This window comes from Cobetia sp. MC34 (genome assembly GCF_018340035.1).
In the GTDB taxonomy this organism is placed as follows: Bacteria; Pseudomonadota; Gammaproteobacteria; order Pseudomonadales; family Halomonadaceae; genus Cobetia; species Cobetia amphilecti.
On the sequence record NZ_JADPPY010000019.1, the window covers coordinates 1 to 18,696 of the forward strand.

17 protein-coding genes and 1 rRNA gene are annotated in these 18,696 nt (G+C 63.5%); 10 read left to right on the plus strand and 8 right to left on the minus strand.

Translation table 11 applies throughout. From position 1 onward, the window contains the following. Nucleotides 1-5: 5 nt before the first annotated feature. A 5S ribosomal RNA gene (gene rrf / locus IZU87_RS11255) occupies nt 6-121 on the plus strand. 210 nt (nt 122-331) lie between these two features. After that, on the plus strand, nt 332-1,405 hold the full coding sequence (gene rlmM, locus IZU87_RS11260; RefSeq protein WP_043335379.1) for a 23S rRNA (cytidine(2498)-2'-O)-methyltransferase RlmM: 1,074 nt from the start codon (nt 332-334) through the stop codon (nt 1,403-1,405). A gap of 123 nt (nt 1,406-1,528) precedes the next feature. On the opposite strand, the gene IZU87_RS11265 is transcribed toward rlmM, so the two are convergent. After that, complete coding sequence (locus IZU87_RS11265) at nt 1,529-1,813, minus strand: antibiotic biosynthesis monooxygenase family protein (protein ID WP_043335322.1); 285 nt, start codon at nt 1,811-1,813, stop codon at nt 1,529-1,531. A 62-nt stretch (nt 1,814-1,875) separates the two neighbouring features. On the opposite strand from IZU87_RS11265, the gene tusA reads away from it, so the two are divergent. Further along, complete coding sequence (gene tusA / locus IZU87_RS11270) at nt 1,876-2,121, plus strand: sulfurtransferase TusA (RefSeq protein ID WP_054555155.1); 246 nt, start codon at nt 1,876-1,878, stop codon at nt 2,119-2,121. 41 nt (nt 2,122-2,162) lie between these two features. Here tusA and IZU87_RS11275 read toward each other — a convergent pair whose 3' ends face one another. Both IZU87_RS11275 and IZU87_RS11280 read right to left on the minus strand, forming a co-directional pair. Next, nucleotides 2,163-2,897, minus strand: a complete 735-nt coding sequence (locus IZU87_RS11275) for a hypothetical protein (protein ID WP_052384769.1) — start codon at nt 2,895-2,897, stop codon at nt 2,163-2,165. 317 nt (nt 2,898-3,214) lie between these two features. Then, nucleotides 3,215-4,654 (minus strand): MATE family efflux transporter, encoded by a 1,440-nt coding sequence (locus tag IZU87_RS11280; protein WP_249330555.1) that lies wholly within the window; start codon nt 4,652-4,654, stop codon nt 3,215-3,217. A gap of 378 nt (nt 4,655-5,032) precedes the next feature. On the opposite strand from IZU87_RS11280, the gene IZU87_RS11285 reads away from it, so the two are divergent. The 5 genes from IZU87_RS11285 (at nt 5,033) to IZU87_RS11305 (ending at nt 11,279) form a co-directional block, all read left to right on the plus strand. Further along, nucleotides 5,033-5,605, plus strand: a complete 573-nt coding sequence (locus IZU87_RS11285) for an elongation factor P hydroxylase (RefSeq protein WP_249330552.1) — start codon at nt 5,033-5,035, stop codon at nt 5,603-5,605. Nucleotides 5,606-5,841: 236 nt separating this feature from the next. After that, nucleotides 5,842-6,888 (plus strand): Fe(3+) ABC transporter substrate-binding protein, encoded by a 1,047-nt coding sequence (locus IZU87_RS11290; RefSeq protein ID WP_225347558.1) that lies wholly within the window; start codon nt 5,842-5,844, stop codon nt 6,886-6,888. Between the two features lie 141 nt (nt 6,889-7,029). Beyond that, nucleotides 7,030-8,838 carry an ABC transporter permease gene (locus IZU87_RS11295; RefSeq protein WP_249330553.1) on the plus strand — a complete coding sequence of 603 codons (1,809 nt, stop codon included), beginning with the start codon at nt 7,030-7,032 and terminating at the stop codon, nt 8,836-8,838. 113 nt (nt 8,839-8,951) lie between these two features. Further along, nucleotides 8,952-9,488 (plus strand): HPP family protein, encoded by a 537-nt coding sequence (locus IZU87_RS11300; protein ID WP_043335366.1) that lies wholly within the window; start codon nt 8,952-8,954, stop codon nt 9,486-9,488. A 216-nt stretch (nt 9,489-9,704) separates the two neighbouring features. Further along, nucleotides 9,705-11,279 carry a DEAD/DEAH box helicase gene (locus IZU87_RS11305; RefSeq protein WP_213114570.1) on the plus strand — a complete coding sequence of 525 codons (1,575 nt, stop codon included), beginning with the start codon at nt 9,705-9,707 and terminating at the stop codon, nt 11,277-11,279. 91 nt (nt 11,280-11,370) lie between these two features. On the opposite strand, the gene IZU87_RS11310 is transcribed toward IZU87_RS11305, so the two are convergent. Together IZU87_RS11310 and IZU87_RS11315 are read right to left on the minus strand one after the other, a co-directional pair. After that, a complete protein-coding gene (locus IZU87_RS11310) occupies nt 11,371-11,937 on the minus strand; it encodes a hypothetical protein (protein ID WP_249330554.1) in 567 nt (188 codons plus the stop codon). Nucleotides 11,938-11,985: 48 nt separating this feature from the next. Further along, the gene (locus IZU87_RS11315) at nt 11,986-12,936 is read right to left on the minus strand and encodes a TatD family hydrolase (RefSeq protein ID WP_213114571.1); all 951 of its coding nucleotides are present in this window, start codon (nt 12,934-12,936) and stop codon (nt 11,986-11,988) included. A gap of 326 nt (nt 12,937-13,262) precedes the next feature. Between IZU87_RS11315 and IZU87_RS11320 the strand changes: the two genes are divergently transcribed. Next, entirely contained in the window at nt 13,263-15,200 is a 1,938-nt protein-coding gene (locus IZU87_RS11320) for an ATP-binding cassette domain-containing protein (protein ID WP_213114572.1), read from the plus strand. A gap of 183 nt (nt 15,201-15,383) precedes the next feature. On the opposite strand, the gene IZU87_RS11325 is transcribed toward IZU87_RS11320, so the two are convergent. After that, entirely contained in the window at nt 15,384-15,836 is a 453-nt protein-coding gene (locus tag IZU87_RS11325; protein WP_043335309.1) for a universal stress protein, read from the minus strand. Between the two features lie 209 nt (nt 15,837-16,045). On the opposite strand from IZU87_RS11325, the gene IZU87_RS11330 reads away from it, so the two are divergent. After that, nucleotides 16,046-16,594 (plus strand): hypothetical protein, encoded by a 549-nt coding sequence (locus IZU87_RS11330; RefSeq protein ID WP_054555152.1) that lies wholly within the window; start codon nt 16,046-16,048, stop codon nt 16,592-16,594. A gap of 124 nt (nt 16,595-16,718) precedes the next feature. On the opposite strand, the gene slyA is transcribed toward IZU87_RS11330, so the two are convergent. Both slyA and IZU87_RS11340 read right to left on the minus strand, forming a co-directional pair. Continuing rightward, nucleotides 16,719-17,165 (minus strand): transcriptional regulator SlyA, encoded by a 447-nt coding sequence (slyA, locus tag IZU87_RS11335; protein WP_043335305.1) that lies wholly within the window; start codon nt 17,163-17,165, stop codon nt 16,719-16,721. Between the two features lie 217 nt (nt 17,166-17,382). Next, nucleotides 17,383-18,495, minus strand: coding sequence for a DUF5924 family protein (locus IZU87_RS11340; protein WP_192838300.1), 1,113 nt, complete (start codon nt 18,493-18,495; stop codon nt 17,383-17,385). Nucleotides 18,496-18,696: the final 201 nt, after the last annotated feature.

The window sequence follows — 18,696 nt, forward strand, 5'->3', positions numbered from 1 at the left end:
TTTCGCCTGACGACCATAGCGAGCGTGAACCACCCGATCCCATGCCGAACTCGGAAGTGAAACCGCTTAGCGCCGATGGTAGTGTGGAGTTTCTCCATGTGAGAGTAGGTCATCGTCAGGCACTTATACTGAACCGCCCCTGCAGCCTTGCTGCAGGGGCGGTTCTCTTTGTGGTGAGAAAAGTTGCGCAAAGCAAGAGATGTACGCGCTTCGTGAGGCGTCTGCTGCGCCCATGACGACGGCCTGAGCGTTGTCACAGCCCCATCACGTACATGCACGCTTGTAGAAGGCAGCGGCGAGAAGCTAGACTCCCCAGCCTTCTGTATTGGAGATGATGATGCAACCTCAAGAACTGTTGCTGTATTGCCGCCCTGGCTTCGAGGCCGACCTGGCCTCAGAAGTCAGCGAGAAAGCGGCGTATATCGGCACGCCGGGTTATCCGATTGCGGCACGCGACAGTGGCTTCGTGCGTTATGTGGTGACGGGTGATGAGCCCGCCAACGCCCTGCATCGTGACATGCCGCTACAGGCGTTGGTCTTCGCTCGTCAGACACTGGTGGCACTGGAGCCGCTGGTCGGCATGTCGCGGGAGAATCGTGTCTCGCCGATTCTGCAGCAGGTGGTCGACGCCGGCTGGAGCTTCGAGGAGATCCGCCACGAGATGCCGGATACCAATGATGGTAAGGCGCTGTCGGGGCTGGGCAAGGCCGTCGGTCGCCCGCTGGAGTCCGCGCTCAAGAAGCGGGGCGCCCTGCGCCGCAAGGCCGGTGGTCGGGCGTTGCATGTCTTCTGGACGGATGGCGATGAAGTCCAGCTGGGCATGAGCTTCCCGGGCAACCGCAGCGAATATGCCAATGGCATTCGTCACCTGCGTTCGCCGAGTCGTGCGCCCAGCCGCTCCACGCTCAAGCTGGAAGAGGCGTGGCACGAATTCGTGCCGCGCGATCAGTGGGAGCGTCGCATCGCCACTGGCATGCAGGCAGCGGATCTTGGTGCCGCCCCGGGTGGCTGGACCTTCCAGCTGGTCGAGAAGGGCATGTTCGTGTTCGCGATCGACAATGGCCCGATGAACAAGGACCTGATGGCGACAGGGCAGGTCGAGCATCTCAAGGAAGATGGCTTCACCTGGGAGCCACCGCTGCGCCTGGATTGGCTGGTCTGCGATATCGTCGACAAGCCGATTCGTGTGACCGAGATGGTCGAGCGCTGGCTGAAGAAGCGCTGGTGCAACGAGGCCGTCTTCAACCTCAAGCTGCCGATGAAGCAGCGCTGGAAGGAAGTCTCTCGCTGCCTCGACTATCTGGCCGCCAGTCTCGAGCGTTCCAACGTCGGTGCCGAGATTCGCTGTCGTCATCTGTATCACGACCGTGAAGAGGTCACTGTGCACGTGCGCATCACGCACTGATTGGCTGTTGCTCAATCAGCATGCACGAGTGGCACATGGCCCATACAAGAACCCCACGGCCTGCCCAGGTCGTGGGGTTCTTGTATGGGGCGCCTGATGACTTCGCTCGCCGGAGAGGCGCGCTCAAGTATGCTCCAGCAGGATTATCCGCTCCGGTTGGGATAGCATGGGCGCCAGGCGCGCCATCATGCGATCTCTGGCCGGACTGACCGACCATTCCTGCCACGCTCGTGCATCGCGCCATGAGGTGATCAGGATGCGGTGACCCGCGCGGCCGGTTTCCATCAGGTTCTCGCCCGAGATGAAGCCCGGGACATGCGTAGCCTCGCGTACGACTTCACGCGAGGCCTGTTCGTAATCCTGTTCCAGTCCCGGCATGATATGCCGTTCGATCAGAACCTTGATCATGCCTGTCTCCCCTTTTTTGTACGTGCCGCCAGCCAGGGCGGCAGGATTGTCAGGAGTCTTCGATGACCGATATCACATTGCCCGAGGCCGATGCCGAGCTGGAAACCAGTGGCCTGTATTGCCCGGAACCCATCATGATGCTGCACAACAAGGTGCGTGAGCTTGCCTCGGGTGACCTGTTGCGGGTAGTGGCGACCGACCCTGCCACCACCCGTGATGTGCCCAAGTTCTGCGCCTTTCTCGGCCACACCCTGGAACTGAGCCACGAGACGCCGGAACAGTTCCTGTATTACATCCGCATCAGTTGAGCTCCATCCGCAGCCGCTGAGTCGTTGGCCATGACTGGCCCTCAGGCTTCACGGTCATGGACCTCGACGCAGACCTGGTCGCTCTCGCCGGTCATCATCAGCGCGAGAGCCTCCAGCGTCGCGGGGTCCTGCTCGCGAATCTGATTGGCGATGGCGCGCTGGAAGAAATAGACCACATCATGCCGACTGCGCCCCGGGTACAGGCAGTCGTCACCGGCCAGCACCGGTGTCTGGGTGACGCGAGCTTCATCGACCAGCAAGGCCTCGATGTTGCCATCGCTGTAGAGACGCCAGCCGAAGACCTGCTTGAGCTGCCACTGTGTCTCGCCGTTGGTCATGCACAGCGCGTGGGTACCCAGCGTGTCCGGCAGTTGCTGGAGCAGCGTCGTCTTGTCCGAGACTTCATAGTCGTAATAGGCCGCGGCATGTTCGAGCTCGAACACCTTGTGGTCAGGCGCCAGCATGAAGACTTCGTCGGTTTCCGGGTCGCGATAGCCGACGAAATGCCCCTGCTGGGGGTCTTCCAGCTCGTGGCAGGGCATCAGCCCCTCCATCCACGGCACCATGCCGACGACTTCACCATCCTCGCGCAGCCCCCAGGCCAGTACCGGAATGCTGTAATAGCTGTCCGGATCGCTGTCGAGCTGATAGAGCATTTCCAACCCGTCGTGTTCCGGCGCCAGCCGGAGAATACGACGTCGTGCACGCATCCTGTCACGCATGACACTCAGGTCGATGACCTTGGCGGAGCGGGGGGAAGATACTGGTACGCCCATGACGAACCCTCCTCAGCAGCTTGTCGATCGTCCTCGGCGTGTGCTGGTGCGTTCTCTCGCTTCTGCCATGTGTGTCGTCAGCGAGAGAGCACTGCCTTGAATAACCATTAGCACAGCCAGAGCCCTGACGGTAACCCCTCCTTGGACGAAATGACCGTCTATCAGCTTTTTCGTGTTTAAACGCAAAAGCCCCGCGTCACCCTGTCGGGTGTCGCGGGGCTTGCTCATCAAGGCGTTTCAGGCAGCTGTCAGCCCAGCATCCCGGCCGAGCTTCCTGTTGGGATGCAGGCTGAGATGCCGGCGCTATCCGCCATGCATCACTGGCTCGCCAATGTCTCGTCACGCACGCCACGGCGCGCGATGATCCACAGGCGCCAGCCGAGCAGCAGCGCCGCCACGGTCAGACCGGCCACCATGCCGATCCAGTAGCCATAGACGCCCATCTGCTCGATGGACCAGGGTGAGATCGGGAAGGCCTCACTGCCGACACCCAGCAGGTGTCCGCCTCCCAGCCCGACCACCCAGTAGGCGAACATGGTGATCAGCATGATGATGCGCGTGTCCTTGAAGCCGCGCAGTGCGCCTGCCATCGCGACCTGCAGGGAATCCGAGACCTGATAGAGCATCGCCAGGGTGATCAGTGTCATGGCCAGGGCCTGGACCTTGAGGTTGCTGGTGTAGAGCGCCACGGCCGGCTCGGCCAGTACCCAGATCACGATGTCATTCACCAGCGCCACCACCAGCGAGAAGGCCACGCCATTCCAGGCCACGAAACGTGCTTCGCGCATGTCGCCGCGGCCGATGGTGTGGCCGACGCGCACGGTCAGGGCCATCGCCATCGACAGCGGCAGCATGAACAGCAGCGAGGTGAAGTTGAGCGCGACCTGGTGGGCCGCGACCTTGATCTCGCCGAAGCTGGCCACGAACAGGGCGATGACCGTGAACAGAGTGACCTCGAAGAAGATCGCTATCCCGATCGGCAGGCCGACCTTGAGCAGTTCGCCCATCTGCTTGAAGTGGGGGGCGCTGGGCTGGCACCACAGCGCCACGGCGCGATACGCGCTGCTGTAACGCGTGTAGGCGAACATGCTCAGGCACATGATCCACATCGCAAGGCCGGTGGCGATACCGCAGCCGGCGGCGCCCATGGCCGGAATGTCGCCCAACAGTCCTGGCAAGGTGATCCCCAGCAGGTCATCCACGCCTGCAGACCCGTAGATCAGCACGTAATTGAGCGGGATGTTCGATATCAGGCCGATCAGGCTGATGATCAGTGCTGGGCGGGTATGGTTCATGCCGTCCGAGTAGGCGCGCAGGACCTGATAGAAGGCGGCACCCGGCATGCCCCAGGCGATGGCCATCAGATAGAGGGTCGCCTGCTCGGCCACGGCCTCAGGCACCTCCATCAGGGTGAAGATCGGCGCGGCCAGATACCACAGCGCAAGCCCGGACAGGCTGCCGAGCACCAGCGAGATCCACAGCGATTGATGCACGTTGCCACGCACCTCACCGCTGCGATTGCCCCCCATCAATTGCGCGACCACCGGCGTCAGACCCATCAGGGTGCCCGCCATCAGCAGCAGCAGGGGCACCCACAGGCTTGAGCCCACCGACACGGCTGCCAGGTCCGTGGCCGAGGAGCGTCCCGTCATCAACACGTCCACGGCACTCATGCCTGCCTGAGCCAGCTGCGCGCCACAGATCGGCAGCGCCAGGGTCAGCAGGCGTGAGGTTTCCGCTCTGACGCGGGGAATCAGTGGCGGAGGCGGAGAACCGGGGGCCGTCTGAGGCTTGGAGGGGGTGGATGAATCGGCGGGGGGCACGGCAGGCTCCTGCTAGTAATCGAGAATCATTCTTGCTTGGCGCGCCATCCTAGCAGATAAGCAGGTTTCATGAACGCAAGCTGATGAATTATCACGGCTGTAAGCGACACTGTCAGCTGAAATGACGCGCTATACGCTAGCCACGTACAATGAGCCATCCGACAGAGCAGGTTTTCCTGCCGCCATCGAATGCCCACACACTGCCAGCGCTTGCCGAGAATTGCCGTGTCGTCCCATGAGTCCCTACCTGCCGTCCATTGCTCTGATTCCGCCAGCGGGAGTCCCCGTCGTGCGCATGACCTCGCCACCTTGATGGCATTGTTTGACGGCCTGTTCGGCGACACCTTCAACACCTTGCTGCGCTGTGATCCCGAAGAGCCGCTGTATCTTCCGGCCGGCATGCGAGGGGGAGGCAGGCATGTCCCGGAATCAGAGCTTGGCTATCACCGCATCTATCTGGCACGTGGCTTCTTTTCCAGCGCGCTGCATGAGATCAGCCATTGGTGCATCGCAGGCGCCAGACGGCGGCTCGAGGAAGATTACGGCTACTGGTATGCGCCGGATGGCCGCGACGCCGAGCAGCAGCGTGCCTTCGAGAGTGTCGAGGTCGCGCCGCAAGCGCTGGAGCTGCTGTTTCACCGGGCGGTGGGCAAGCCGTTTCATGTCAGCGTCGACAATCTTGAGCTGGAGGTGGATCGAGACGCCTTCGCGCAACGTGTGATGCAGCGCGCTGTCGATGTCGAGCAGCGCGGCCTGCCCGCCCGGGCCGCTGCCTTCCGCCACGCACTCGCCGGTGTCTGGCAGCAGGGGATGCCGCTTGAGCAGGCCATCGCCCATGCCAGGCCCCTGTTGCCTGCGGTGGGGGAGGACGGCCGACTGGCGTGATGCCTTGTCTGAGCATGCCAGGCGGCAGTGGCGTCGCCCGCTGGGCTTGCCTCCCGGTACTCACCTCCCTGAGCGGGATTGCATTATCTGCAAATCAGCGTTGCACTCACGTTGCAGGTGTCAGGGCTTTGTGATTAGAATGATTCGCATTGACACAATGGTTCCGCTTTTACTGACCTGCAGGTCTGCTCATGGCAGTCCTCGCCAGGACAGGACACCTTGAACAGGGGTATTCGATGACTGCTGTATCCATGATTTCTGCATCCTCCGCTCGCAAGCTGTTGTTGAGTGCGCTGGTCGGCGTGACGGCTGTCACGGCCATGCCGGCGCAAGCCCAGGAAGAGGTGAACGTCTACTCCTATCGTCAGGCCTATCTGATCGAGCCGTTCCTCAAGGAGTTCACCGAGGAGACCGGCGTCAAGGTCAACGTGGTATTCGCCAAGCAAGGTCTGGCCGAGCGTCTCAAGCGTGAGGGTCGCAACACGCCGGCTGACGTCCTGCTGACGGTGGATATCGGTCGCCTGCAGGAGCTGGTCGACGAAGAGCTGGTCAAGAGCGTCAATGACGACGTCATCGAAGCCAACCTGCCCGAGCAGTATCACGGTCCTGACAACCAGTGGTTCGGTATCACCACCCGTGCACGCGTGCTCTACACCAGCGTCGAGCGCCTCGAGGCCGGTCAGGTCGCAAGCTATGACGACCTGGCGGACCCGAGCCTCAAGGGCCGTGTCTGTTCGCGTGCCGGTGATCACCCCTACAACGTGGCATTGATCGCCTCGCGTATCGCCCACAACGGCGAGGAAGCGACCCGCGAATGGCTGGAAGGCTTCAAGGACAACCTGGCGCGCAAGCCGCAGGGCGGGGACCGCGATCAGATCAAGGCGATTCGTGACAACGTCTGTGACGTGGCCATCGGCAACAGCTACTACTACGGCAAGATGCTCGACAACGACGAGCAGCGTCCGTGGGCCGAGAAGGCACGCATCGAGTTCCCGGACCAGAACGGTGTCGGCACGCACATGAACATCTCCGGCATGGCGATGACCAAGTACGCGCCGCACGAAGAGAATGCGCTCAAGCTGATGCGCTTCTTGACCGAGAAGACCGCCCAGCACATGTATGCCGAGGTCAATTTCGAGTACCCGGCCAACCCGGCTGCCGAAAGCTCGGAGCTGCTGACGTCCTGGGGCGAGTTCAAGCAGGATGACCTCTCGCTGACCGAGGTCGCCAAATACCGCAAGCGTGCTGCTCAGATGGTCAATGAAGTCGGCTTCAACCAGTAACGGCATTCACCGCTGGCGTAAGCCATCGGGTGGGATGTCATGAACGAAGAGGGGCTGTCGCGATGCGACAGCCCCTCTTCGTTTGAGTGAACAATGTAAAATAGACGCAATTGCAGTTGGCAGGTCAGTGAGGAAGAACAGATGACGCAAGGCAAGCGGCTGTTGGCAAAGCGAGGTGCGAGCCTTGAAGAGGAAGCCTGCACGGCAACCAGCGCGACGGAGCTCGCCCTGGAGCGCGCGACTCACAGCACGTCAGTCGCCGAAGACGCGGCGATAAGGCGCCGTCAGCGGCGCCTGGGCACGCACATGGGGTGGTTCGCGACGGCCTGGGGGGTCGCCGCGCTGGTGGTGATGCCGGTGCTGGCCGTCATCTGGCTGGCGTTGTTCGGCGATGATGGCAGTGATCAGGCCGGTGACGGCATCTGGCCGCACCTCGTCTCCACCGTGCTGCCTGACTACGTCATGACGAGTCTGGCGCTGGTGGCCGGGGTGGCGGTGCTCAGCGGCAGCATGGGCGTGGTGTCGGCGTGGCTGACCACCATGTATCAGTTCCCGCTGCGGCGCACCTTCGAGTGGTCATTGCTGCTGCCGTTCGCGATTCCCGCCAACGTCATCGCCTACATCTATACCGATGTCTTCGAGTATGCCGGGCCCTTCCAGGGCGCGCTGCGTGCGCTGTTCGGCTGGGACTCGCCGCAGGATTACTACTTCCCCGAGATACGCAGTCTGGGTGGCGCCATCCTGATGCTGTCGCTGGTGCTGTTTCCGTATGTCTTCATGCTGGCGCGCTCGGCATTTCTCGATCAATCACCGTCACTGCGCGATGCCAGCCGCACCCTGGGCTGCAATGGCTGGCAGAGCTTCTGGCGCGTGGCGTTGCCCAGTGCACGCCCGGCGATCGCCGTCGGTCTGGCGCTGGCGATGATGGAGGCGCTCAATGATTTCGGCACCGTCGATTACTTCGCGGTGCGTTCGCTGACCGCCGGCATCTTCAATGTGTGGCTCAACATGGGCAGCCTGCGCGGTGCGGCCCAGATCGCGCTGTGTCTGATGATCTTCGTGGTCACGCTGATCTGGCTGGAACGGCATGCCCGGCGCCGGCAGCGTCAGTTCGGCAAGGGCGATCGCTATCGTCGCTATCGTCGTCCGACCCTGCATGGCTGGCGCGCCGGACTGGCGACACTGGCCTGCCTGCTGCCGCTGCTGTTCGGCTTCCTGTTGCCGGTGGGGCTGCTGACGCGGCATGCCATTCGCTACTTCGAGGAGTCGTGGACGCCGGACTTCGCCGGTTACGCGCTCAATAGCCTGATGCTGTCGGTGAGTGCTGCCGTGTTGACGCTGATCATCGGGGTGCTGCTGGCCTACGCCAAGCGGCTGGATCGCACCGCCAGCGTACAGCAGGCGCTCAAGCTCTCGAGTCTCGGCTATGCCATGCCGGGGGCCGTGCTGGGGCTGGGCGTGCTGGTGCCGCTGTCCGGTTTCGACAACGCGCTGGACAGCTTCCTGCGCGCCAACTTCGGGTTCTCCAGCGGTCTGCTGCTGACGGGGACGATGGGCGCGATCATCATCGCCTATGTGGTGCGCTTCCTCGCCGTCGCCGCGGGTTCCATCGAATCGAGTCTCGACAAGGTCACGCCCTCGATGGACATGGCGGCGCGCTCGCTGGGCGAGAACACCTTCTCGACACTGCGCCGGGTGCACCTGCCCTTGATCCGTCCCGGCTTGCTGACCGCGGCGCTGGTGGTGTTCGTCGATGCCATGAAGGAGCTGCCGGCCACCTTGTTGCTGCGGCCCTTCAACTTCGACACGCTCGCCACCCACGTCTATCAGTACGCCTCGGATGAAATGCTCGAGCAGGCGGCGCTGCCGGCGCTGGTGATCGTGGTGGTCGGCATCCTGCCGGTGATCGTGATCTCGCGCACCATCGTGGCCTCGCGCAGCGAATCATGACTGCGACAGCGTCGGCATCAGCTTATTGCCAAACGGGAGTTGTTCCTCGTGTGGAGATCGCCTAGGGTGCAGCGCTCGACACTGACAGGACAACGCCGGAGATGGTTCGCACGATGCTCAAGCCTTACGTAGCCAAGATGCGTGGTGGCCCCCTGAAGCGGGGCAGGCCGCATGTTGCCGATGCCCTGTGGTCATGGCTCGGGGCCTTTCTGGGCATGGCGCTGATCGGCTGGCTGTCCTCGCACTATCTGGCGGTCAGCTCGCTGTTGCTGGTGGGGTCCTTCGGCGCGACCTCGGTGCTGCTCTACGGCGCGCCGCACAGTCCGCTGGCCCAGCCGCGCAATGTGCTGGGCGGCAACATGCTGTCGGCACTGGTCGGTGTCGCCTGCTATCACTGGCTGGGCGATGGCTGGCTGGCAGCGGCCATGGCGGTCTCGGTGGCACTGCTGGTCATGCAGCTGACGCACACCCTGCACCCGCCGGGCGGCGCCACGGCCTTGATCGCGGTGATCGGCGGTCAGCCGCTGCACGAGCTGGGCTACTGGTACGCCCTGTTGCCGGTGGGGCTTGGCTGCTTGGCGATGCTGGTGCTGGCGGTGTTGATCAACAATCTGGCGCGTCATCGCCGCTATCCGCTGCACTGGCATTGAGCCCATCGGATGCGCGTTTCTGCAGGCGACGGCGGAAGATGGTAGACTGGGCCATCGCCTGACGCGAGCGACTGGCAGCAGCCGGATGAGGTCCCTCTGACCGACTCTTTCTTCTCTGCGCCTGATACGCCTCGCTCCCTCTCCCGGCACGTGCCCGGCCAGGCGCCATTCCTTAATGATCGACCAGCACGTGGCCGGTCAGCCGAAGAGATATTGATGACTGAGACTACTGCCAATTCCGTCCCGGCGTTTGCCTCCCTGGGGCTGTCCGCTCCTGTCCTGAAAGCGATCGCCGAGATGGGCTATTCAACGCCGTCTCCCGTCCAGGCAGGTGCGATTCCTGCCGTGCTGGAAGGCCGTGATGTGATGGCTGCCGCGCGCACCGGTACCGGCAAGACCGCCGGTTTCGCCCTGCCGCTGGTCGAGCGCCTCTCACAGAGCGCTCCCGCGGGTGCCCGCAAGATCAAGGCCTTGATCGTCACGCCTACGCGTGAACTGGCCGCGCAGATCGACGAGAACGTCACTGCCTATTCCCGTCACCTGAAGCTGCGCAATGCCGTGGTATTCGGTGGCGTGAAGATCAACCCGCAGATCAGCCGCCTGTCCTCTGGCGTCGAGATCCTGACCGCCACGCCGGGCCGCCTGCTGGACCTGCACTCCCAGAAGGCCATCGATTTCTCCGATCTCGAGACGCTGGTGCTGGATGAAGCGGACCGCATGCTGGACATGGGCTTCATCCACGACATCCGCCGTCTGCTCAAGCTGCTGCCGACCAAGCGTCAGACGCTGCTGTTCTCCGCGACCTTCTCCGATGAGATTCGCGGCATGGCCAACAAGCTGCTGAATGACCCGGTGGCGGTGGAAGCCAGCCCGCGCAACACCACGGCCGAGAAGGTCGAGCAGCATATCCACACCGTGGAGAAAAGCCACAAGCCTTCGCTGCTCAAGCACCTGATCATCAAGGAAAACTGGCACCAGGTGCTGGTCTTCACCCGTACCAAGCACGGTGCCAACCGTCTGGCGACCAAGCTCGAGAAGTCCGGCATCAGTGCTGCGGCGATTCACGGCAACAAGAGCCAGAATGCGCGTACCAAGGCACTGGCCGGCTTCAAGAACGGCGAAGTGCGCGTGCTGGTCGCGACGGACATCGCGGCGCGTGGTCTGGATATCGAGCAGTTGCCACAGGTCGTGAACTACGAACTGCCCAACGTGCCGGAAGACTACGTGCACCGTATCGGGCGTACCGGCCGTGCCGGCGCCAGTGGGCGTGCCATCTCGCTGGTCTCCAGCGATGAGCGCAAGGAACTCGGCGGCATCGAGCGTCTGCTCAAGGGCAAGCTCAAGCGCGTCGAAGTGGAAGGTTTCGTGCCGGAAATCGATGTCGAGCCGGAACGTGAGCCGCGTCAGCCGCGTGGTGGCCAGCGCTCTGGCGGCCAACGCACTGGCGGCAAGCCTGCCGGTGAAGGCCGTGGCAATGGCGGCCAGCGTTCTGGTGGCCAGCGTACTGGCAGCAAGCCTGCCGGTGAAGGCCGTGGCAATGGCGGCGCGCGCTCGGGCGGCCAGCGCACTGGCGGCCAGCCTCAGCAGACCGCGCGTGTCGATGATGACAACCGCGGCAATCGTGCGCCGGTGCAGCGTGAAGTCGATGGCAATCGCGTCGCGCCGCAGCCGGAAGTGAACGGCAACCGTGCGCCGAATGCGCCGAGCAATGATGAGCGTCCGCGTCGCCGTTCACGTGGTGGTCGCAACCGCTCCAGCGGTGGCAACGGTGGTGGCCGCTCCAACGGCTGAGCCGCGCCGTAGAGGCCAAGGCTTGAACAGAAACGCCCCGACAACCGCAAGGTTGTCGGGGCGTTTGCGTGTCAGGAGCAGGAGCGTCTGATCAGACGTCTTCTTCCCAGTCGATCTCGTAATCCGGGCCAGTGCCCTGGATGTCTTGCTCGCCACGCACGCCATCACCGCGCAGGCGGGTATGGATGGCCAGCATCACCAGCACCTCGTTGTCCGGGCGGAACGGCTGCAGGCCCTGTTCGAACAGCATGTTGTTGCGCTCGCGCGCCCAGTCACCCGGGGCAAGCTCGGAGTAGAGGCCTTCCGCCGGCGCGAACTCGATGAAGGGGTCCATGTTGTAGGCGTCGAACAGGCGGGCCAGTGCCTGCTCATCATCCATGACGCCGGTGGTATAGAGCGTGGTCTGGTAGTAGTCCTGCTCCAGCTCCTTGAGCACATCGAGGGGGCTGACGCCGAAGCTGCGCAGGTCGTCCAGGCTGTAGTCGCCCAGCTCCAGCATTTCGCCATCCAGCCACTCATCATCCGGCTGGATCAGCACATGCTTCATCTGGCCATCGGGCAGCGCCCAGGCGATGGCCAGCGGCAGACTGGAGTCCTCGCCGGTCTCGACGGCGATGAAGGCGGGGAAGTCCCCTGTTTCGGGTTCATATTCGTGCATGGTGATGTCCAGAGCAGGGAAGCGTGCAGGGAAAGTCGTTGATGCCGATCACAGGCGGAAGAAGCGTGTGGCAGTGGCGGTGGTGGCCTCTGCGAGTTCTTCCATGTCGATACCACGCAGCGCCGCGACCTCCGCCATGATCCACACCAGCAGTGAGGGTTCATGACGGCGCCCCTTGAGCTTGGCGGGCAGATTGCGCGGTACCAGATAGGGGCAATCGGTTTCCAGCATCAGGCGTTCGAGGGGAATCTCGCGGCACAGGCTGCGCAGGTGTTCGCCTCGGCGCTCATCACACAGCCAGCCGGTCAGGCCGATGTGCAGGTCGAGATCGAGATAGCCGTAGAGCGTCTCGCGCTCACCGGTGAAGCAGTGCACGACGGCGTGACTGATATCGTCGCGCCAGTGCTTGAGCATCTCGAGCATCCGGCGACCGGCGTCACGTTCATGCAGAAACAGCGGCAGGCCTGACTCGGCGGCCAGCGTCAGCTGCGCTTCGAACGCTCGGGCCTGTTCGGCGGGCGTCGAGAAGTTGCGATTGAAATCGAGGCCACATTCCCCCACCGCGACGACCTCCGGCTGCGCCAGTAGCTCCCGGATGCCGCGTTCGACGCCATCGTTCCACTGGCTGGCATCATGCGGATGCACACCGGCGGTGGCAGAAAGGCCACGATAGCGTGCCGCCAGCGCCTGGGCCTCACGCGAGCCATCCAGGCTGGTGCCGGTCAGAATCTGCTGGCTGACGCCCGCCGCGCGTGCTCGCAGCAAGGTGCCCTCGATGTCGCGCGCGTAGCTCTCATGCGTCAGGTTGACGCCGATGTCGACCAGCGCAGAGGGGCTGGCGAAACGCAGCTCCGGTGCCAGCAGCGTCAGCGCGGCCGCGATATCGGCCTCGCCGAGTTCAAGGTCGTCACACAAGGCGGCAAGCGTCTCGTCGGACAGCCGCTCGCTATCATAGTAGGGCAGGGAGGCAGGATCGGCATGCGGGGGAAGCGCGGACATCGGACACCCTTGGGATCGCGGGGAGGGAGAAGACACATGACAGTGCAAGGCCTGACAACAGCCCGTCGGCCTGGCACTCGATAGCGCTGTATGACAGGCGAGCCTTGGCAGTGCAGGGCACGTGACGTGATTTCAAGCGGTCGGCCATTCTACCCAAGGCGCCGGCGTCTTTCAGCCCTTGCGGCGTCTTCCATCGCCTGCACGCTGCGCCTCGGGTAGAATGGCAGCATTCTCCGGCGCGCGTCGCTGGCGGCGGCCTGTCCGCCTGACTCCCACTTCCTCCGTGGCCTTCCCGGCCGTGGACCCGTCACGAGTTGCTGCTGCACATGGCATTGTTACGACTGGAAAATCTTCAGCTGGCCTATGGCCATCACGTCTTGCTCAACGGGGCGGACCTTGTCGTCGAGCGCGGCGAGCGTCTGGCGCTCGTCGGCCGCAACGGCACCGGCAAGTCGACCCTGCTCAAGCTGATCACCGGCGAATTCCAGGCCGATGCCGGTGAGCTGTGGAAGGCGCCGGGCCTCAAGATCGGCGTGCTCTCGCAGGACCTGCCGGCCGCCGAAGGACGCACCATCTTCGATATCGTCGCTGAAGGCCTGCCGAAGGCGGGCGCGCTGCTGGCGGAATATCATCACCTGATCAGCGACCCGGAGCCGGACCTCAAGCGTCTCGAGCACGTGCAGGTCGCGCTGGAAAGCGTCGATGGCTGGCAGTTCCAGCAGCGAATCGATACCGTGCTGATCCGTCTGGGCCTGCCGGAAGACACCATGATGGAAGACCTGTCCGGCGGCTGGCGTCGTCGTGTCGCGCTGGCGCGTGCGCTGGTGTCCGACCCGGACCTGCTGCTGCTCGATGAGCCGACCAACCATCTGGATCTCGATACCATCGCCTGGCTGGAAGAGCAGGTCGCGGCCTTCTCCGGCGCCGTGCTGTTCATCACCCACGACAGGGCCTTCCTGAAGCGCCTCGCGACCCAGATTCTGGAGCTGGACCGTGGCCGTCTCGGGCGTTACCCGGGCGATTACGCGGCCTACCAGGCCCAGAAGCAGCACGAGATGGATGTCGAGGCCAAGGAGAACTCCGAGTTCGACAAGAAACTGGCCCAGGAAGAGACCTGGATCCGCCAGGGGGTCAAGGCGCGTCGTACCCGCAATGAAGGCCGTGTGCGTGCGCTGGAGAAGATGCGTGCCGAGCGTGGCCAGCGGCGTGAAGTGCAGGGCCGTGCGCGTATCGCCGTCGACTCCGCCGAGCGCAGCGGCAAGCGGGTCGTGGAGCTGGAGAACGTCAGCTATCGCTACGACGAGGCGCAGGAGCAGTGGGTCATCCGTGACTTGAGCGTCGAGATCCAGCGCGGCGATAAGGTCGGCCTGCTCGGGCGCAACGGCGCGGGCAAGACCACGCTGCTGCACATTCTGCTCGGTCAGCTGGAAGCCAGCGAAGGCAAGCGCATCGAAGGCACCAAGCTGCAGATCGCCTACTTTGATCAGCTGCGCAAGGGCCTCGACATGGAAGCCACCGTCTACGACAACGTGGCGCGCGGCAGCGACCGTGTCACGGTCGGCGGGCGTGACATGCACGTGATGAGCTACCTGCAGAACTTCCTGTTCACGCCGGACCGCGCGCGTCAGCCGGTTCGCTCCCTGTCAGGGGGCGAGTCCAACCGCCTGCTGCTGGCGCGTCTGTTCACCATGCCGGCCAACGTGCTGGTGCTCGATGAGCCGACCAACGACCTGGATGTCGAGACGCTGGAGCTGCTCGAGGAGCTGCTGCTCGACTTCGACGGCACCGTGCTGCTGGTTTCCCACGACCGTGCCTTCATGGACAACGTGGTCACCAACATCCTCGCCTTCGAGGGCGACGGGGTCGTCAAGCCGTATGTCGGGGGCTACAGCGACTGGATACGTCAGGGCGGCCATCTGCCGCCGGCACCGTGGGAAGTCGAGCGTGAGCGCGAGGAAAAGCACCGTCGTGATGCCCAGGCAGAAGACGAGCGCCGCAAGCGTGAGGCCGCCCAGGCGCAGCAGGCCAACAAGAAGGTCAAGCTGCCCTACAAGTTCCAGCGCGAGCTGGACCTGATTCCGGCGACCATCGAGAAGCTGGAAGCGGAGATCGCGACGCTGGAAGCCGAGATCGCGGCACCGGAGTTCTACACCGGGGATGCCAAGGCGGTGAAGAACACGCTGGAGAAGCTCAGCCACAAGCAGCAGGTGCTGGAAGAGACGATGGAACGCTGGATGGAACTTGAGGCCATGCAGGAAGGCTGAAGTCGCAAGTGACGGTCTTGAGCACGTACGGTCATGAGTGACGATGCTTGATGACCGTGCGGTGCAGAAAGCCCGTCAGCTGAACACACAAGAGGGCTGCCCATGGGCAGCCCTCTTGTCGTCCCTCACATGTCGTCGACGTGAGGTGTCGTCTGGCATGAGGTGTCGTCTAGCCGGCCGCCATCATTCCTCGCTGTCATCCGCGCCGACGCGCACCGCCAGCACGTCACACTGGGCACCGTGCAGGACACCCGTGGAGGTAGAGCCCAGCAGCAGCGCAAAGCCATGGCGACCATGTGAGCCGACCACGATCAGGTCCACGTCGTGTTCGGCCGCGAAGCGATGAATCTCGCTGTCCGGCATGCCGACCACCACGTACTGGTCTTCGGCGGCGATATCATGAGGGGAGGCAATCTCGCCAAGCCGTTCACGGGCGTGGGAATCCAGCTGGTCCTGGATGCTTGTCAGGTCCATCGGGATATCACCGCCATAGGCAAAACCCAGCGGTTCCAGCGTATGGATGATGGAAATCTTGGCGCCGTTGCGCTTGGCGATCGGCAGTGCCCGCTCCAGCACCAGATGGGAATCCTTGGTCAGGTCGACAGCGACCAGTACATGCTTGTATTCGTTGCTCATCCTGAGGTCCTCCCGCAGAGGTTGGCCATTCGAGTGGCGTCGTGCACCTGCTTCCATGCTAGGCTTGCCGCCCCCTTGAACACAATGACTTACATCAACGTAATGGCAGTGCGTGATACGCAACACTGCGGGGCTGCATAGCCTATCCTGCGCTTTCACGCCACGTCCTGCTTGATGAAACCCTTGAATAGACAACTGTTGGATAGACGATGACGACTGCGCTGATCATCATTTTTGTCGTGCTGGCGATGCTGTCGCCGCTGACCTGGTTACGCCCCAGCAAACGCGAGACGCGCACTTCACTGGTCCGCAAGGCGGTGATCGCCGATGGCATGCGGGTGGACCTCAAGGCGCCGGCGCTTTCTGACGCGCCCAAGGGCATCGTCGGTTACCGCCGCCCCTGGCCGACCGAGCGCGATGTCACGCCCTTCATTCTGGTGCAGGATGAATGGGCCAGTGATGCCCTGCGTGAGGCGGTGCCGGGCTATCGCTGGCGCGAGGAGAGTCGCCTGGCGGATGACCCTGATGTTGCCGCGGCCCTGCTGCGCTTCACGCGCACGCTGCCGGAGGATGCCCTGATGCTGGAGTCGTCGCTCTCCGGCCTGACGCTGTGGTGGGGCGAGAGTCTGGATGTGGAGAGCTGCCACGACTGGCGGCGCGAATTCGAGGCCTTGCATGCGTTGTTGATCGACAAGGCGCCTATCTCGCACAAGCGTCGACCGCTGGTGGGCACCGAGCCGAAGATGCCGGACGCCTGACACGCGCAGCCTGCCCGCCTGCAGAAAAAAGCCCCCATCGAGTCACTCGATGGGGGCTTTTTCATGTCCCGCTTGCGCTCATGTCCTGCTGGCGCGGCCGGCAACTTCCGGTCGGCGTATAGGCTCAGGCGCTCTCCGGCACCTTCTCGGAGATTTCCAGGCCATTGCGCTCCATGACGCGCAGGCATTCACAGAATTGATCGACCTGCGCCTCGCTCAGACCCTCGAGCATCTCGATGCGAGTCTGCTCGGCGATGGCATCGATCTTCTCGATCAGTGGCAGCGCCTTGCGGGTCAGGAAGATGCGCTTGGTGCGGCGGTCTTCCTCACAGGCACGGCGCTCGACCAGGCCCTGTTCGGTCAGTTGGTCCAGGGTGCGAACCAGCGATGGGGCTTCTATACCGATGGAGCGAGCCAGATCACATTGGGGCTGACCATCGCCCATGCGCCACAGGTGTACCAGCGTCATCCAGCGAGTCTGGGTCAGCCCTAGTGGGGACAGTCGCTGGTCCAGAATGGCGCGCCACAGGCGCGGCAGGCGGGAAAGCTTGAGTCCGATATCTTCATGCATGGATAGGTCGTCCGCTGAGTGCAAATGTGAAGGGGCTTTTGTCATTGGCGCGCGTCCAGTATCACTCAAACCTGAATGAGACTGATTCCTTGTGCGCGCCGCCCTTCACATCAGCATGCTAGGCAGTCTGGATAATTACAAGCCTGCGAACGAATTTTACGTCCAAGGTCGAGTAACTCAGCGTTCCCGCTTGCAAAGTGACTCATGATGGCGACTGTCACAAACCCGGAATCAGGTTGGTGATACGCCAGCCGGGGATGCCGGGTGGCTGGCTGATGGTGCTGTCGGCCAGGGTCGCCAGCTGCGGATCATCGCTGACCACGAAGCGCAGACTGCCGATGCGCTGTCCGTTCATCGTCTCGACATCGATGCGCCACTCGCCCTCGCTGCCCTGCGGGAAGGCGGTCTTGTGCGTCCAGGCGCGGTAGCCTTCGCTGCGCCCGCCGTTGATGTTCAGGGCGATGCGATCGACGACTTCGCCGTCATGCCGCCAGACGTGATAGACCTTCTCCGACAGGCCGCGCGGCGCGCGGATGGCCGTGAAGGCGTAGAGACCTCGGGCGGAGAGTTGCGCAGGCGTCAGCTGCATCTCGCCACGCGGTGCGCGCGCCGCGGTATCGAAGTCCGGCGACAGGCTGCTGGCATTGATCCACAGCGTGGCGGGCGGAATCCAGGCGCGTGCCCCCCATGCGCCTACCCCGAGCATCACGCTGATGCCGATCATCGCCAGACCGCCGACCACCCCACGCGCGATGCGCAGGTTGGCGACGCTGGGCAGCGCGAACAGGCTCATGGCGGCACAGGCGGCCAGCAGGCTCTCGCCCGTGGTCAGTTCCAGCAGCAGGGGCAGGGTGACCAGTACCACCACGAACACGCACAGGGCGTGGAAGCCGAAGTACAGCCAGCGATGGCGCTCGGCCAGCCGGTAGTAGAAGGGATCGAGAATCGACAGCAGGGTCGCGCCGCACAGCAGCAGCGTGAAGCCCGCCTGGCCGCTGGCCCAGTCGGTGGTCGCCAGGAAGAACGGCAGCGTGAAACACAGTGTCTCCTGCTGGATCAGCTGGGCCACGAAGGTCGCCAGCTTGCGGGGCAGGGCATTCTGGCCGCGATGGCGGCGCAGACGGCTCCACAGGCCTTCGGCGATCAGGATCAACCAGGCCAGCATCATGCCCAGCGCCAGCATGCCACCCAGCCATTGCTGACGATTGACGAGGAAGAAACTGCAGATGCCGGCGGCGAAGCCGATGGGCGGCCATAGCCAGTGCCAGCGCTTGGTGCGTTCGACAAGGCCGGTCAGGCGCAGATACAGGGCGGTGAGAGTGCTGCTCATGAAAGCATGATATCGATGAGGCCTATGAAAGCCGCTGGCGCGCGAGGAGGTGTCGCGGCCAGCCTGCGGATTGGGAAAGCGTTCAGGGTAACGCGGCTGCCTTGCGCGGTGTAGCGTCGATCTTTGCCTACATCGGCTGTCGATGGCGTGCGCCAGTCTGCCCGGGCCAGTATACAGACGGCCCGTGACCCCCGACCTTTC

What these genes read in the sequence shown, in the direction of transcription:
- tusA (WP_054555155.1), top strand. Translation starts at nt 1,876, where the DNA reads ATGACCGATATCACATTGCCCGAGGCCGATGCCGAGCTGGAAACCAGT.
- IZU87_RS11300 (WP_043335366.1), top strand. Translation starts at nt 8,952, where the DNA reads ATGCTCAAGCCTTACGTAGCCAAGATGCGTGGTGGCCCCCTGAAGCGG.
- IZU87_RS11275 (WP_052384769.1), bottom strand. Translation starts at nt 2,897, where the DNA reads ATGGGCGTACCAGTATCTTCCCCCCGCTCCGCCAAGGTCATCGACCTG.
- IZU87_RS11315 (WP_213114571.1), bottom strand. Translation starts at nt 12,936, where the DNA reads ATGTCCGCGCTTCCCCCGCATGCCGATCCTGCCTCCCTGCCCTACTAT.
- rlmM (WP_043335379.1), top strand. Translation starts at nt 332, where the DNA reads ATGATGATGCAACCTCAAGAACTGTTGCTGTATTGCCGCCCTGGCTTC.
- IZU87_RS11295 (WP_249330553.1), top strand. Translation starts at nt 7,030, where the DNA reads ATGACGCAAGGCAAGCGGCTGTTGGCAAAGCGAGGTGCGAGCCTTGAA.
- IZU87_RS11265 (WP_043335322.1), bottom strand. Translation starts at nt 1,813, where the DNA reads ATGATCAAGGTTCTGATCGAACGGCATATCATGCCGGGACTGGAACAG.
- slyA (WP_043335305.1), bottom strand. Translation starts at nt 17,165, where the DNA reads ATGCATGAAGATATCGGACTCAAGCTTTCCCGCCTGCCGCGCCTGTGG.
- IZU87_RS11330 (WP_054555152.1), top strand. Translation starts at nt 16,046, where the DNA reads ATGACGACTGCGCTGATCATCATTTTTGTCGTGCTGGCGATGCTGTCG.
- IZU87_RS11320 (WP_213114572.1), top strand. Translation starts at nt 13,263, where the DNA reads ATGGCATTGTTACGACTGGAAAATCTTCAGCTGGCCTATGGCCATCAC.
- IZU87_RS11340 (WP_192838300.1), bottom strand. Translation starts at nt 18,495, where the DNA reads ATGAGCAGCACTCTCACCGCCCTGTATCTGCGCCTGACCGGCCTTGTC.
- IZU87_RS11305 (WP_213114570.1), top strand. Translation starts at nt 9,705, where the DNA reads ATGACTGAGACTACTGCCAATTCCGTCCCGGCGTTTGCCTCCCTGGGG.
- IZU87_RS11310 (WP_249330554.1), bottom strand. Translation starts at nt 11,937, where the DNA reads ATGCACGAATATGAACCCGAAACAGGGGACTTCCCCGCCTTCATCGCC.
- IZU87_RS11325 (WP_043335309.1), bottom strand. Translation starts at nt 15,836, where the DNA reads ATGAGCAACGAATACAAGCATGTACTGGTCGCTGTCGACCTGACCAAG.
- IZU87_RS11290 (WP_225347558.1), top strand. Translation starts at nt 5,842, where the DNA reads ATGACTGCTGTATCCATGATTTCTGCATCCTCCGCTCGCAAGCTGTTG.
- IZU87_RS11285 (WP_249330552.1), top strand. Translation starts at nt 5,033, where the DNA reads ATGGCATTGTTTGACGGCCTGTTCGGCGACACCTTCAACACCTTGCTG.